At 41.7% G+C, this 13,627-nt stretch carries 14 protein-coding genes; 10 read left to right on the plus strand and 4 right to left on the minus strand.

The genetic code is table 11. The features are described from left to right. Positions 1–21: 21 nt before the first annotated feature. Together ACEN82_RS09560 and ACEN82_RS09565 are read right to left on the minus strand one after the other, a co-directional pair. On the minus strand, positions 22–864 hold the full coding sequence (locus ACEN82_RS09560; protein ID WP_413320919.1) for a universal stress protein: 843 nt from the start codon (positions 862–864) through the stop codon (positions 22–24). Between the two features lie 59 nt (positions 865–923). Beyond that, positions 924–1,961, minus strand: a complete 1,038-nt coding sequence (locus tag ACEN82_RS09565) for a zinc-dependent alcohol dehydrogenase family protein (RefSeq protein ID WP_188832384.1) — start codon at positions 1,959–1,961, stop codon at positions 924–926. Between the two features lie 334 nt (positions 1,962–2,295). On the opposite strand from ACEN82_RS09565, the gene ACEN82_RS09570 reads away from it, so the two are divergent. Genes ACEN82_RS09570 through ACEN82_RS09595 form a run of 6 tightly spaced genes read left to right on the plus strand, consistent with a single transcriptional unit; the run spans position 2,296 to position 6,270 of the window. Next, positions 2,296–2,721, plus strand: coding sequence for a QcrA and Rieske domain-containing protein (locus tag ACEN82_RS09570; protein WP_413320918.1), 426 nt, complete (start codon positions 2,296–2,298; stop codon positions 2,719–2,721). Between the two features lie 12 nt (positions 2,722–2,733). Then, positions 2,734–3,162: a thioredoxin family protein gene (locus ACEN82_RS09575; protein WP_188832382.1), complete on the plus strand. Its 429-nt coding sequence runs from the start codon at positions 2,734–2,736 to the stop codon at positions 3,160–3,162. Beyond that, positions 3,159–4,112 carry an FAD:protein FMN transferase gene (locus tag ACEN82_RS09580; protein WP_413320917.1) on the plus strand — a complete coding sequence of 318 codons (954 nt, stop codon included), beginning with the start codon at positions 3,159–3,161 and terminating at the stop codon, positions 4,110–4,112. Before ACEN82_RS09575 ends, ACEN82_RS09580 begins: the two co-directional genes overlap by 4 nt. Then, positions 4,109–4,336 (plus strand): DUF4266 domain-containing protein, encoded by a 228-nt coding sequence (locus ACEN82_RS09585; RefSeq protein ID WP_413320916.1) that lies wholly within the window; start codon positions 4,109–4,111, stop codon positions 4,334–4,336. The genes ACEN82_RS09580 and ACEN82_RS09585 overlap by 4 nt, the downstream gene beginning before the upstream one ends. 14 nt (positions 4,337–4,350) lie before the next feature. Further along, positions 4,351–5,574: a DUF3570 domain-containing protein gene (locus ACEN82_RS09590; RefSeq protein WP_413320915.1), complete on the plus strand. Its 1,224-nt coding sequence runs from the start codon at positions 4,351–4,353 to the stop codon at positions 5,572–5,574. 6 nt (positions 5,575–5,580) lie between these two features. Next, entirely contained in the window at positions 5,581–6,270 is a 690-nt protein-coding gene (locus ACEN82_RS09595) for a VIT1/CCC1 transporter family protein (protein ID WP_413320914.1), read from the plus strand. Between the two features lie 3 nt (positions 6,271–6,273). On the opposite strand, the gene ACEN82_RS09600 is transcribed toward ACEN82_RS09595, so the two are convergent. Next, positions 6,274–6,936, minus strand: coding sequence for a cytochrome b/b6 domain-containing protein (locus ACEN82_RS09600; protein ID WP_413320913.1), 663 nt, complete (start codon positions 6,934–6,936; stop codon positions 6,274–6,276). A 141-nt stretch (positions 6,937–7,077) separates the two neighbouring features. On the opposite strand from ACEN82_RS09600, the gene ACEN82_RS09605 reads away from it, so the two are divergent. From ACEN82_RS09605 to mgtA, 4 genes are all read left to right on the plus strand, one after another. Beyond that, complete coding sequence (locus tag ACEN82_RS09605) at positions 7,078–7,752, plus strand: response regulator transcription factor (RefSeq protein ID WP_091164237.1); 675 nt, start codon at positions 7,078–7,080, stop codon at positions 7,750–7,752. Further along, a complete protein-coding gene (locus tag ACEN82_RS09610; protein ID WP_413320912.1) occupies positions 7,752–9,002 on the plus strand; it encodes a sensor histidine kinase in 1,251 nt (416 codons plus the stop codon). Before ACEN82_RS09605 ends, ACEN82_RS09610 begins: the two co-directional genes overlap by 1 nt. Positions 9,003–9,111: 109 nt before the next feature. Then, positions 9,112–9,870 carry a hypothetical protein gene (locus tag ACEN82_RS09615; RefSeq protein WP_413320911.1) on the plus strand — a complete coding sequence of 253 codons (759 nt, stop codon included), beginning with the start codon at positions 9,112–9,114 and terminating at the stop codon, positions 9,868–9,870. Positions 9,871–9,999: 129 nt separating this feature from the next. Continuing rightward, positions 10,000–12,537 (plus strand): magnesium-translocating P-type ATPase, encoded by a 2,538-nt coding sequence (gene mgtA / locus ACEN82_RS09620; RefSeq protein ID WP_413320910.1) that lies wholly within the window; start codon positions 10,000–10,002, stop codon positions 12,535–12,537. A gap of 96 nt (positions 12,538–12,633) precedes the next feature. On the opposite strand, the gene ACEN82_RS09625 is transcribed toward mgtA, so the two are convergent. Beyond that, on the minus strand, positions 12,634–13,503 hold the full coding sequence (locus ACEN82_RS09625) for a universal stress protein (RefSeq protein WP_413320909.1): 870 nt from the start codon (positions 13,501–13,503) through the stop codon (positions 12,634–12,636). Positions 13,504–13,627: the final 124 nt, after the last annotated feature.

Genomic DNA, 13,627 nt, shown 5'->3' on the forward strand with positions numbered 1-13,627 from the left:
CAGGAGCGGACCTTGGCAAAATTATTTGCCCTCCTTTTTTTTAAAGGTGAGTAAAGGAACCCTTCCATAAAAGGAATATTCTGTGGCATTAGAAGGGAAAAATAGTTTTTCAAGCATAGATCTGGACTGATGAGTGAATAAGACCAAAAGGGACGGTTTGCTGATCTTAACAGCGTGATCTATATCTTCCAGTAAATTATTGTTGACATCTCTTTGCAGGTTTAAAAGGCTAATTTTATAACTATTTTTTTTCTGTAAAGTGGCTTCAGCCAACTCTTTGTCAAAAGCAAATTCATTAGGATAGGCGATATGTACCATCTCGACACTGGCACCAATTGGCCTGGCAAAGTCGACAACTTCTTTTAATTCGTTTTCATAGTCGGTCATATCCGAAGCATACAGGATGTGTTTCAATTCTTTTAAATGGTATGCGCTTGGTATGCATATAACAGGCACAGTCGAACAGCTGATCAATTTTGCGGTATGCGTGCCGAATATTTTTGCAATAGTGCCCGCCCCACGGGTACTGATGCAGATATAAGAACAACGGTTCCTGCTGGCATAGTCCGTGATGCCATCAACTACATCAATATTGGATACCAAAACTAATTGGTAGTTAATTTCGTGTTCATCGATATCACGATAGATGCCTGCAATAAATGATGACAATTCTTCTGTCGTTTTTTTCCTGAATTCATTGGTATACGCCGCAAAAGCGTGGTCTGTCCATTTGAAGGGCTTTAAAAGATGGTATACGTGAAGGATGATTAATTCCGCCTTACGCCGGCTGGCCAGTTTAATCGCAAAACGGATAGCTGCTTTGGAATTAGCGGATTGATCTGTTGTAACTAATATCTTTTCCATAATTATTCGAGGTTTAACGGTTGTGATGTTGTTTTATTCGGCACGTATATGCATGTTGTTTAAGAGCTTAAAATAACTTTCAGCGCTTTCGCTTCGGCTGCATTGCCAAATGTATCGTATGCTTCTGCCACCTGATCTAATCTGAAACGATGTGTGATTAGTTTGGCGGGCGCTATTTTTTTTGATTGTATTGTTTTTAACAACATTGGTGAAGTCACTGTGTCCACGAGCCTGGTCGTGATAGTAATGTTTTTCGACCACAGGTCTTCCAGGTGTAAGCGGACACTTTTTCCATGAACGCCAATGTTGGCGATACGGCCGCCGGGGGCTATAATCGCCTCACACAGCTCGAATGTCTCGGGAATGCCGACAGCTTCTATCGCCACATCAACGCCGGTTTGGTTGGTGAGTTTCATTACCGCTTCAATTGTATTTTCATTGCGGCTATTAATAATCTGTGTTGCACCGAATTTCCTGGCCACATTCAGCCGGTTATCATCCTGATCGATCATGATAATTTCCGCAGGTGTATAAAATTGTGCGGTAAGTAAAGTGGCAATCCCGATCGGGCCGGCACCTATTATGGCTATAGTATCTCCAGGTTGTACTTTGCCGTTTAATACGCCGCATTCAAAGCCCGTAGGCAGTATATCACTTAACATCACCAATGCTTCTTCGTCAGAGCCGCTGGGTACCAGAAAAAGGCTGTTATCGGCGTGGGGGATACGAACATATTCTGCCTGAGTGCCATCAATCAGGTGCCCTAATAGCCAACCGCCATCTGTACAGTGAGAATACATGCCCTTTTTACAGTAGGTACATTTACCGCAAGATGTGATACAGGATATAATCACGTGGTCGCCCGGCTTAAAATTACTGACAGTGGTTCCCACTTCTTCGATCACACCCACGCCTTCGTGCCCGATGATCCTGCCATCGGCAACTTCAGGAACATCTCCTTTCATAATGTGCAGATCTGTGCCGCAAATCGTTGTTTTCAGGATTTTTACAATGGCATCGCTTGTTGACAGCAGTACCGGTTTGGGCTTTTCTTCCCAGGCTTTCTGACCCGGGCCGTGATAAACTAATGCTTTCATATTTTCTGCTTTAACCTACTTATGTTAAGCACAAAATTGCTGTTGTTTTATTTTTTTATGATGCTGGTCGTCAGGTAAATAAATGATATATATCACTATTTGAAAATGGCGGATATTTAAGGAGGTCCTGATATGTGGGAGGTTTGTTTTAAAATTCGCGATCTGTTAAAATCTGTTAAATACCCGTGATTTCATGTAAACTACAGAATGTAAAGATACTATTGCAATAATTAAATAAACGCACCTGAAGCTGAATTGCTTTACGCAGAGATTTACCTTCAGGAGGCTTGTTTAAGTTGGTTGAGATTTATTGATATACCCCGATCTTAAATTTATGGACAGAAAAGAATTTCTATCAATTGCCGGAATTACGGCGGCGTCATTCGCGCTGATTAACTGTATGGGCTGCAGTAAAAAATCCGACAATGCGTCGGCAGGTATCACCGGGCCAACCGGCGTAGATTTTACACTTGATCTTAGCCTTTCGGCAAACTCGGCTTTACTCGTGAACGGTGGCTATCTTGCCTCAAAAGGTGTAATAGTGGCTAAAACAACAACCGGCAGCTATATTGCTGTTCAGCAATCCTGCACCCATGAAAGCTATCCTCTTATTTATCAGAGCAGCGAACGGCAGTTTTTTTGCAATAATCATGGTTCCGCTTTCTCCGAAGCCGGAGTTGTTAAAAATTCGCCTGCAAACCGCAACCTTACCGTATATCAAACAACTTTAACCGGCACCTCGTTGCGGATATTCTCTTAACCCGTTGATAAAATGAAATTACTGATCATCTCATTATTGTTGTTTACAGGCAAGCCGGTTACATGGCTTGGTGATTTTAAGAAAGCGCAGACGGAAGCGGCAACGTCGCATAAGCTCATAGTAATAAATTTTTCCGGCTCTGATTGGTGCGGCCCTTGCATCCGGCTGCGGAAAGATATTTTGGAATCCGAAAAATTTAATGATTTCGCTGCAGATAAACTTGTTTTGGTAAGGGCTGATTTTCCCCGCCAAAAGAAAAATCAACTCAGCAAGGAGCAGGTACAGTTAAATGAAGCGCTTGCAGATAAATACAATCCTGACGGTAAGTTCCCATTTACGCTGCTTGTTGACGAACATGGTAAGGTACTAAAAGAGTGGGACGGTTATCCAAATGAATCCGCTGAACAGTTTATTGACCAGATCAAAGCGTTTGTCCAATGACAGCCATTGACAGCGGGGCAACCGTACATCAACGTGTGCTGAAACTGATGGGTAACCGTTTTGAGATAAGCGTTGTAGGTAATGACGGGCAGTGGGCCGCAAAGTGTATTGATCTGGCTGTAGCGGAGATAAGCCGCATAGAAAAATTACTAACTACGTTTAGTGACGATAGCCAAACCAACCAGATCAATGCCGCCGCCGGAATAAAGCCGGTAAAAATAGATCATGAGGTTTTTCAACTTATTCAGCGTTCGCTAAGAATATCAGAGCTTACGCAGGGAGCATTTGATATTACTTACGGATCAATTGATAAAAGCCTGTGGAATTTTGATGTAAATATGAAAAGTCTGCCTAATGCCGAAACCGCGCGAAATGCTGTACGACTGATCAATTATAAAAATGTGATCATGGATTCTGATCACATGACTGTGATGCTTAAAGAAAAAGGTATGCGTATAGGTTTTGGAGGAATAGGGAAGGGGTATGCAGCTGATCGGGCGAAAGCCATTTTACAGCAAAATGGAGTAAACAGCGGGATAGTAAATGCAGCCGGCGACCTGATTACCTGGGGAACGCAACCTAATGGTAAGCCATGGACTATAGCAATAGCAGATCCGAATAAGCAGATGACGCCGTTTTCAACGCTCAATATAAGCGATATGGCTATTGCCACATCCGGTAACTATGAAAAGTACGCTGTGATAAATGGTAAAAAATATTCTCATACCATCGACCCTAAAACGGGTTTGCCGGTAAGCGGAATTAAAAGCGTAAGCATTATTTGTCCGAGCGCGGAGTTTGCCGACGCTATGGCCACACCCGTAACAGTAATGGGGATCAGCGTGGGGTTGGACCTGGTAAACCAGCTACAGCAACTTGCCTGTGTGATCATCGACGACAATAACCGCCTTTATACCTCCAATAATATTAATATTAAAATTAGTACATGAACAAAATACCCCTGATTAAATTAATGCTGGTAAGTAGCTTACCGGCGCTCGGCCTTACATCTTGCATGTCGGTAAAAGCATATCAGAAAAATCGCCTTAATGATGCAGAGATGGAGCTATCAGCCCGTAAATCGCAAAAGTTTGAGCAAAGTTTCCAATTGTACCGTGAAGGTGGTTCAGGAGCAAATGGCGGAAAGAGCGGCGGTGGCTGCGGATGTAATTAAAACGGCGGCCGGAAATGAGGAAAATATATTTATGCGTTGCCGCTCTGTATTTAGGAATAGTTGCTTCGCATGCGCAAACTAAAGCCTTGCCCGTTAAAGATAGCAGCAATTACCAGGCACGTAAGCTTAAAATTGATGAAATTAACATCATATCTGCCTATTACCACCAGAATGGTAACAACTCGGCAGTTACAGGTGGCATCGGCACAGAAAAACTAACTGATTTTGCTAATACCTTCGATCTGCAATTATCCAAATATGGAATAGGAGGAAATAAACACACTTTTACTTTTGAATTAGGTGTTGACCATTATACGTCCGCTTCTTCAGATAAGATCGATCCTTATAGTATTTCTTCCGCATCCAGGCAGGACACCCGTGTATACCCCTCGCTAAATTGGACAGTATCTAATGATAAAACGGGAAATGCATTTGGCTTAACCGGGTCTTATTCACATGAGTTTGATTACCAGTCTTTCGGTGGGGGTATCAACTTGACCCGGGTATCAAAAGATAAAAACACGCAGTTTGATTTTAAGGGACAGGTGTTTCTTGATACATGGAAGGTTATATTGCCGGTTGAATTAAGGCCACCAGGATATGGGTCTGGATCAGAGAGGGACGGGCGGGGTAAGGTAGACCATAGCCCCCGCAATTCATTTAGTACGTCGTTTTCAATTTCGCAGGTGCTTACCACGCGTTTACAGGCTTTGTTCATTATCGAACCGTCCTATCAGCATGGGTTACTGGCAACAAAATATCAACGTGATTATTTTACCGATGGATCTGAAAGGGTTGAAAACCTGCCAGGTAGCCGTTATAAATTGCCAATTGCGGTAAGGTTCAATTATTTTCTGGATGATCATTTTGTGATCAGAACGTTTTACAGGTACTACATGGACAATTGGGGGATCCGGGCGCACACAGCCGAATTGGAGGTACCCATAAAGCTTACCTCTTTTGTATCGGTAAGTCCCTATTACCGGTATAATAATCAGGAGGGTACAAGATACTTTGCACCTTATGGGCAACATGACCCAACCGCTGTGTATTATACCAGCGATTACGACCTGTCAACACTCCATAGTAGTTTTGTTGGTGCCAACATCAGGTTATCTCCGCCAACCGGCGTATTTGGATGGCAGCATTTCAATTCGCTGGAGATCAGGGCGGGACATTACATGCGCTCGACGGGTTTAAATTCAAATATTGTAACTTTAGCAATGAAGTTTAAATAAAGTCATATGCATCGTGAACATCATGTAACAAGTTCAGAAACCATCAGGGATATCGTTATCGGTATGTCTGATGGTTTAACCGTGCCTTTTGCGCTTGCAGCAGGGCTAAGTGGGGCGGTAAGTTCGTCGACCCTGGTGGTTACCGCGGGTATCGCCGAAATAGTAGCCGGATCTATTGCCATGGGGTTGGGCGGATATCTTGCCGGCCGAACGGAAGTTGACCATTATCAATCTGAGTTGAAGCGGGAATATGATGAGGTTGAACGTGTACCTGAACAGGAGAAGGCAGAAGTAAAGAAGGTATTTGCAGATTTCGGACTTTCAAATCATCTACAGGACGAGATAGCGGATGAGCTGGCAAAAGATAAGAGACAATGGGTTGAATTTATGATGCGTTATGAACTTGGCCTGGAGGAACCTAATGCAAACCGCGCTACCCAAAGTGCTATCACTATTGGTATTTCCTATATCGTAGGTGGCATCATCCCGCTTTCACCCTATATTATTATTCATGAGGCGCAAGAGGCACTTTATTACTCATGCGGGGTAACAATAATTTGCTTGTTCATTTTTGGCTATTTCAAAAGCAAGATGACCGGCCAGCCTGCGTTAAGCGGCGCGTTAAAAGTAGTAATTATTGGAGCTCTTGCTGCGGGGGCAGCGTTTATTATGGCAAAGCTGATTACCGGAAAATGATATTTAGTTATTATTACCACCGTTTATCATGTCTGAGACAATGCCTTTGTCATCTTTCCGCTCAGCCAAAAATACGCCGGTCAAATGAACAAGTATAAACGCGATAATCAGGTACATACAAAAGCCGTGAACTTCTTTAACACTATGCCTGATAGCCTTAAATGGCGCTAACAGATCTTCAAATGCCAGGAATAAACCCGTTACTGCCATTATAATAAGTAAGATATAGAATGCTGCATAAACGGCTTTCACAATGAGCTCATGTTTGGCAAGTTCACGCTCTTTTCTTGTGGAATGAAACTGACTATAGAGGTCCTTTATCCGGCGGATGAATTTTTGATCGGTTACTTGAAAAAGTTCAAGGATGAGCCTGAACAGCAATAGCCCTGCTAATACATAACCAAACCAGGTATGTATGCTCCAAACACTATCCCCCAGCGCATGAGCAACGGAGCCCGATTGATCATCGGTTATGGTAGTGCCCTGGGTTTGCAGTTGCGTTTTAATTATGTTTGTTATAGTTCTTCTGTCGGTAATAGTAGAATTGATCAAAACAGTAATTAATGAACCACTGATAACTATTGTGTTTGCCCAATGCCAAAAACGCAAGGGAGCTGAGTATACCCGGCGGGTGAGGGGCTGATGATCAGGTTGGATTATTGCCATGGTTGTTTTAACTGGAATCGGGTTATTTGTATCCTCATTTAAAATGTTTGTAAATTACCTGATGATTTTGAAGTAAGTCTGTAGTGTGGGTAATACTTCAGGTTCTCTTCAGTTTCAATTTTTAAATTTGATTAAAAAGCTTTGAAAATACTGGTAATAGAAGACGAGCAAGGTTTACGCGAAAACATCACGAGTTATTTGAATGTAGACGGTAACATTTGTGAAAGTTGCAATGCATTGACTCCCGCACTGCAAAAGCTATCTGATTATGATTATGACTGTGTTTTGCTTGACATTGGCTTACCCGATGGCGAAGGGTTTGGCGTACTTGAATACTTAAGCACACAACAAAAAAGCGAAGCTGTTCTGATCATTTCTGCCCGCAACTCGCTCGATGATAAATTGAAGGGGCTCAACATAGGCGCAGACGATTATCTGACCAAGCCTTTCCATTTAGCCGAGCTTAAAGCCAGGCTGATGGCTGTTTATCGCAGGAAAGCGCTAAATACCAGCAGCAAGCTGGTTTTTAATGAAATTTCAATTGATATACAGGGGCGCACTGTCGAGGTTAATAAAAATACGATAATATTAACCAGAAAAGAATATGAAATGTTACTGTACTTTATTGCCAATAAAGGTAAAGTAATTTCAAAAAATGCAATTGCAGAACATCTTTGGGGCGACGAGATGGACATGTATGACAGCTTCGATTTTATTTATACCCATATTAAAAACCTCCGGCGGAAAATTCTGGATGCGGGAGGAAGAGATTATTTGACATCTATATACGGACTCGGCTATAAATTCACTGATTGATGAGGCTGTCAGAGCATTATACCAGGACGAGTTTTTATATTACCCTGGCTGTATTAGTGATAGGAGCCGTGATTTACTACTTCGCTATAAATTACATTGGCACACAGCAACTTGATCGGGCGCTTCAACAACAGTTAACAGAGGCTGAAGAGTATATCAGGAGCAACAATGGCAATCCGCAGCAATATGACCTTGACCGCGATCACGCTGTATTTGTTAAAACTTACAGGCAACTGTTACAGAAGCGTTTTTTTGACACTATTTATTTAAACCCGGCAGAGCAGCGACGGGAAGCAGGTAGGGCCGTAGAAGACCTCGTAAAGTTAAAGAACAGCAACTATAAGGTTACAATTACTATTTCGAGGGTTGGGCAAAAAAACCTGATCGAACTCATTTCTATTATCACGCTTGCATTACTTGCCGGTTTATTGACGGTACTCTTTATAACCAATAAATATTTGCTAAATGGCCTTTGGAAGCCTTTTCAGCTCACCCTAAAAGAGATCAAACAGTTCAATATCGCCGACGTTGATCAGTTTAAAGGTAAGCCAAGTAAGGTGGACGAGTTTATAGAACTTAATGAAGCCATACGGGAAATGTCTTTAAGGGTAACTCAGGATTATCTTAGCCTGAAACAATTTACAGAGAATGCATCACATGAAATGATGACACCCCTGGCTGTTGTAACCACCAAATTGGATACACTAATACAGGACGAAACATTGACTGCAGTGCAATTGGCGCAGATCGCAGATATTTACAGCTCAGTAAACAAGTCCAGTCGACTTAATCACTCATTATTACTGCTGGCTAAACTGGAAAATAAGCTGATCGTTGAAGAGGAATCGATTGAACTCGATGTAATACTTGAAAGGAAAATGCTCCAATTTCAGGAACTTATGCAAAATAAGAACCTTACTATCCGGTATAAGCTGCACCCGAAGCAGATATCGGCCAGTAAATACCTGATTGATATTTTACTAAATAATTTGTTTGGTAATGCAATCCGCCATAATGTGCCGGGTGGTGAAATTTTTATTGGTCTTGACCCAGACAAACTTTCGATAAAAAATACCGGTGTTGCAAACGCGTTAAACGGCCAACAAATTTTTGAACGTTTTCACAAAAGCAAAGATTCACAAGGTGCCGGACTGGGATTAACACTGGTTAAAAATATTTGCCAGCACTACGGGTATGGCATCCAATACCAGTATGACGCGGGAAAGCATACGTTTGTCATAACCTTTTAATTTCGTTTGTCACGTTTCTTATACATAAGCTTTAACTCCAATTTTACTTCAGATTGTCCCGATAGTTTTAGCGCTATACTATTTGTATACAAGTTAAAACCGACTATTGATGAAATATTTATGTTTACTGATCTTAGTGTTTTACGCCCTGGAACTTAAGGCGCAAGATAATTATGAGATTCAGGTTTACGGTTCTGAAACCGTTGAAAAGGGTAAAACAATGTTTGAATTGCATAGCAATTATACTTTAAACGGCAGTAAAACTGTAACCAGCGGAGAACTTCCTACCAACCATGTTGTACATGAAACGATAGAGATCACTCATGGTTGGACAACCTGGTTTGAAACAGGTTTTTATATCTTTAACTCTATTGGGGATGCGGGCCGGACGGCTTACGTCGGCTCTCACATCAGGCCCAGGGTTGCCGCTCCTTCAAGCTGGAACTGGCCCGTGGGGGTAAGCATATCTACAGAGTTTGGCTTTCAGAAGGCTGCGTTCTCGGCAAATACCTCCACGCTGGAAATCAGGCCAATCGTAGATAAAAAATGGAACAAGTTATATATATCCTTAAATCCTACCCTCGAGAAGAGTTTCAAGGGGCCCGATCAAAACCGTGGATTTACTTTTTCACCAAATGTTAAAGGGAGTTACGATGTAACAAAAGCCGTTGCCCTTGGCCTGGAATATTATGGTAGTACCGGGCCATTTTTTCACTACGACCCAATTAAACAACAAGATCACCAGTTGTTTGTAGCCACGGACCTCAACGTAGACCCTAAATGGGAGTTTAACGGAGGAATTGGCTATGGATTTACATCGAATTCGGACCGTGCCATTGTTAAAATAATTATTGGCAGAAGATTTTAGGTTTATTAAAATGTTCTGATAATTAATAGTGACCTGAATCATTTTTCGGACTGATCAGAAGCATTCGGTTTTTAATTTGCAATGGCTCAATTTGTTTAGAATTTTCTAAACCTCTTTTAGCCCAAACTGATGGAAAGCAAAACTAATGATCAACTGAGTAATTTTTGGCAACTTTCTATTAATGATGCATTTAAACTCCTTGAAACTCAGGCAACAGGTATTGGCACTGCCGAAGCTAATAAAAGGCTTAAGCAATATGGCGCCAATACATTAAAAAAAGCTAATAAATTTAATAACCTGATCATATTATTTTCTCAGTTTAAAAGCCCGGTAACATTGTTGCTTATAGCTGCTGCTTTGCTTTCCGCAGCCCTGGGAGATACCGCCGACACATTAATCATTATGATCATTGTCCTGATCAGCAGCCTTCTTGGTTTCTGGCAGGAAAAAGGTGCAGCAAGTGCGGTAAGTGAACTGTTAAAGATGGTTCAGCTACACTGCACCGTGTTACGGGATAACAGGAAGACAGAGCTTGAGGTAACTGCTGTTGTACCCGGAGATGTGATTTGCCTTTCTGCGGGAGATATTATCCCTGCCGATGGCCTTGTTTTAGAATCTGAGGCCTTGTTTGTTGATGAAGCGGCATTTACCGGCGAATCTTACCCGGTAGAAAAAAATCCAGGAGTTGAAAGTGTTGACGCCCCCTTAGCCAGGCGCAACAATTGCCTTTTTATGGGTTCGAGCGTGGTAAGCGGTATTGGAAAGGCACTCATCGTGACAACAGGCCAGCAAACCGAATTTGGGAAAATATCAGATAAGCTGTCATTAAGAATTCCTGAAACTGATTTCGAAAAAGGGATAAGAAAATTTGGATATATGTTAATGGAGATCACGCTTTCGTTAGTGTTGGTGATCTTTGCCGTTAATGTGTTGCTGCATAAGCCGGCGCTTGATTCGTTTTTGTTTTCACTCGCGTTGGCCGTAGGGCTTACACCTCAATTGTTGCCCGCCATCATTAGCGTTAATCTTTCGGTTGGTGCCCGCAGGATGGCCAGCCAAAAGGTGATTGTAAAACGGCTGAGCGCTATTGAAAACTTTGGCAGCATGAATATCTTGTGTTCTGATAAGACAGGGACAATTACAGAAGGTAAAGTAACTTTAAAAGAGACACTTGATTTTAAAGGCGCACCCAGCGATAAAGTTTTTAAATATGCCTGGCTTAATGCCAGCTGCCAGCAAGGATTTGTCAACCCGATCGATAAAGCCATCTGTTCTGCCCATTATGAGGGAAATGAAGCGAAGGATTTTTCGGCGATTACAGAAGTGCCATATGATTTTGTGCGTAAACGGCTTACAGTACAGGTGAAAATCCCGGCAACCAATATAGCCATCACGAAAGGTGCTGTGCGTCAGGTTCTTGATATTTGTAATCGGGTTGAAACATCGGCAGGTATTCTTGCGGATATAGGCGACCATAAAGAAGCGATTTTAGCTCAGTATCAGCTTCTAAGTGATTCGGGAATGCGCACGCTTGGAGTGTCATATAAGGAAGTTGGTCCGGATCAAATTTTCACCAGGGAAAATGAGCATGATATGGTTTTCCTTGGGTTTATAACATTATTTGACCCTCCGCGTGCCGGTATGTTTGATACTATTCAAAAGCTGCAGCATCTCGGTGTCAGACTTAAGATTATTACAGGGGATAACGCACCGGTAGCCAGAAACCTGGCTAAACAGCTTGGGCTTTCATCCGCACAGGTCCTTACCGGTCAGGAAATACGTAATATGAGTAGTGCGGCATTGCGCCATAAGGCGCCCCTGACCCATATTTTTGCGGAGGTTGAACCCAGCCAGAAAGAGCGTATTATAAGCATATTGAAAAAAGCAGGGAACGTTGTTGGCTTTATGGGAGATGGTATTAATGACGCGCCGGCACTGCACACGGCCGACGTGGGTATATCAGTAAATTCGGCGGTTGATGTTGCAAAAGAGGCAGCTGATATCGTTTTATTAGATCAGGACCTAAATGTATTATGTGACGGGATTGTAGAAGGCCGTAAAACATTTACAAATACTATGAAGTATATTTTTATGGCTACCAGTGCAAATTTTGGTAATATGTTTAGTATGGCCGGTGCATCGTTATTTTTGCCCTTTTTGCCTTTGTTGCCAAAGCAAATATTGCTTACCAATCTGTTGACCGATTTTCCTGAAATGACCATATCTTCAGACAGGGTTGATGATATTAATCTTAAAACGCCGCAACGGTGGAACCTCGGTTTTATTAAACGATTTATGATCGTTTTCGGCTTATTGAGTTCCGTTTTTGATTATTTGACATTTGCCGTGCTCATTTTTATTTTGCATGCTAATCAAAGAGTTTTTCAAACAGGGTGGTTCACCGAGTCGGTGGTTTCTGCAGTTTTAATTGTTTTAGTTGTACGTACCCGACTGTCATTCTTTAAAAGCCTTCCCGGCAGATATCTATCGATAACTACCATCGCAATATTGCTATTGGTGTTAATGATTCCATATTCGCCATTGGCGTCAATATTTGGTTTCGTACCACTGTCCTGGAAATACTATATGTTGATGCTTGCAACTGTTACTGCATATATTCTATCGGCTGAACTTGCCAAGAGATGGTTTTATAAAAAAATTAAATAACCTCTTTGTCCGACGTACATAGTAATAGCTGTCTGCAAACCGCTATCATAGCTTAAGATGATATTATACCCGTATGCGGTAATGTGCAGTTAAATTCTATTTCGCATTTAATATCAGTAACGGAATATTAATGTTTTGAGCCATTTCAAGGGTATGGCTACCGTGAAAAAGTCGTTTTATAAAGTTAAAGTGGTGATGCACCATTGCCAGTATATCTATACGTTCGTCTGCGCAAAGCATTGAAAGCCCAGTCTCGACTTTGTCGGCTCTTATAATTCTTTTACTCAAAAAAGAGCATTTCTCCTGATTGGCAATAGCATCAAGTAGTTGCTCTATAAAGTGTTCGTTTAAGTCAGTATAGTCCGGGTGATTGTTTACTGATGTTAGGATTAGTTCCGTAGTGAGTGGTTCTATCAATTTGTTTAAAGATTGAAGAGCAAATATATCATCCTTGGTACAAGTTAAATCGGTGGCAAACGCGATCCGTTTTATGTCATTAAATCCTGCAGTTGGTGGAACAAGTAATAACGGGAAATCAAAGCTGTTCATCATGTTTTTTACCGTGTTCCCTTGTAAAAGCGTATTTAAGCCGTCTTTGTCATGAGTGCCGGCAACCACCATGACAATATCATTTGTAGAGGATATAGCCTCTATCATGTTACTTAAGTCTCCAAAAGAACTCTTAATGGATATGCGTGGATTGAACCTATTATCGACGTTCAAAGTTTCTGACCAGGTTGCAAGCTGGCTTTTTAGCAATTCCAGCATATCGGTACTTTCCTTGCTTAACATGTCATATTCTTCAATCGGCCATGTGATGGTATAAGGGCTCGGTATATCAATTGGCAACAGGCAAGCATTACATAATACCAAATCAGCTTTTAAACCAAGTGACAGTTTTAAGGCATAATGCGCTGCATGTGTTGCGTTGGGAGAGAAATCAGTAAGGGAAATTATTGTTTTCATAACCATTTTTAATATAAATGTGGGGGATAAAGCCTGCAAAATGTATGAGGAAAATCATGTAAATCGTTGATTTACATCAAGTGGATAAAATGTGCCTATGCCTAATTTTGCTATTGTACTTCAA

This window comes from Mucilaginibacter sp. Mucisp73, from assembly GCF_059491465.1.

Coding starts and splice junctions, on each gene's coding strand:
- ACEN82_RS09560 (WP_413320919.1), bottom strand. CDS start 864: ATGGAAAAGATATTAGTTACAACAGATCAATCCGCTAATTCCAAAGCA.
- ACEN82_RS09565 (WP_188832384.1), bottom strand. CDS start 1,961: ATGAAAGCATTAGTTTATCACGGCCCGGGTCAGAAAGCCTGGGAAGAA.
- ACEN82_RS09570 (WP_413320918.1), top strand. CDS start 2,296: ATGGACAGAAAAGAATTTCTATCAATTGCCGGAATTACGGCGGCGTCA.
- ACEN82_RS09575 (WP_188832382.1), top strand. CDS start 2,734: ATGAAATTACTGATCATCTCATTATTGTTGTTTACAGGCAAGCCGGTT.
- ACEN82_RS09580 (WP_413320917.1), top strand. CDS start 3,159: ATGACAGCCATTGACAGCGGGGCAACCGTACATCAACGTGTGCTGAAA.
- ACEN82_RS09585 (WP_413320916.1), top strand. CDS start 4,109: ATGAACAAAATACCCCTGATTAAATTAATGCTGGTAAGTAGCTTACCG.
- ACEN82_RS09590 (WP_413320915.1), top strand. CDS start 4,351: ATGAGGAAAATATATTTATGCGTTGCCGCTCTGTATTTAGGAATAGTT.
- ACEN82_RS09595 (WP_413320914.1), top strand. CDS start 5,581: ATGCATCGTGAACATCATGTAACAAGTTCAGAAACCATCAGGGATATC.
- ACEN82_RS09600 (WP_413320913.1), bottom strand. CDS start 6,936: ATGGCAATAATCCAACCTGATCATCAGCCCCTCACCCGCCGGGTATAC.
- ACEN82_RS09610 (WP_413320912.1), top strand. CDS start 7,752: ATGAGGCTGTCAGAGCATTATACCAGGACGAGTTTTTATATTACCCTG.
- ACEN82_RS09615 (WP_413320911.1), top strand. CDS start 9,112: ATGAAATATTTATGTTTACTGATCTTAGTGTTTTACGCCCTGGAACTT.
- mgtA (WP_413320910.1), top strand. CDS start 10,000: ATGGAAAGCAAAACTAATGATCAACTGAGTAATTTTTGGCAACTTTCT.
- ACEN82_RS09625 (WP_413320909.1), bottom strand. CDS start 13,503: ATGAAAACAATAATTTCCCTTACTGATTTCTCTCCCAACGCAACACAT.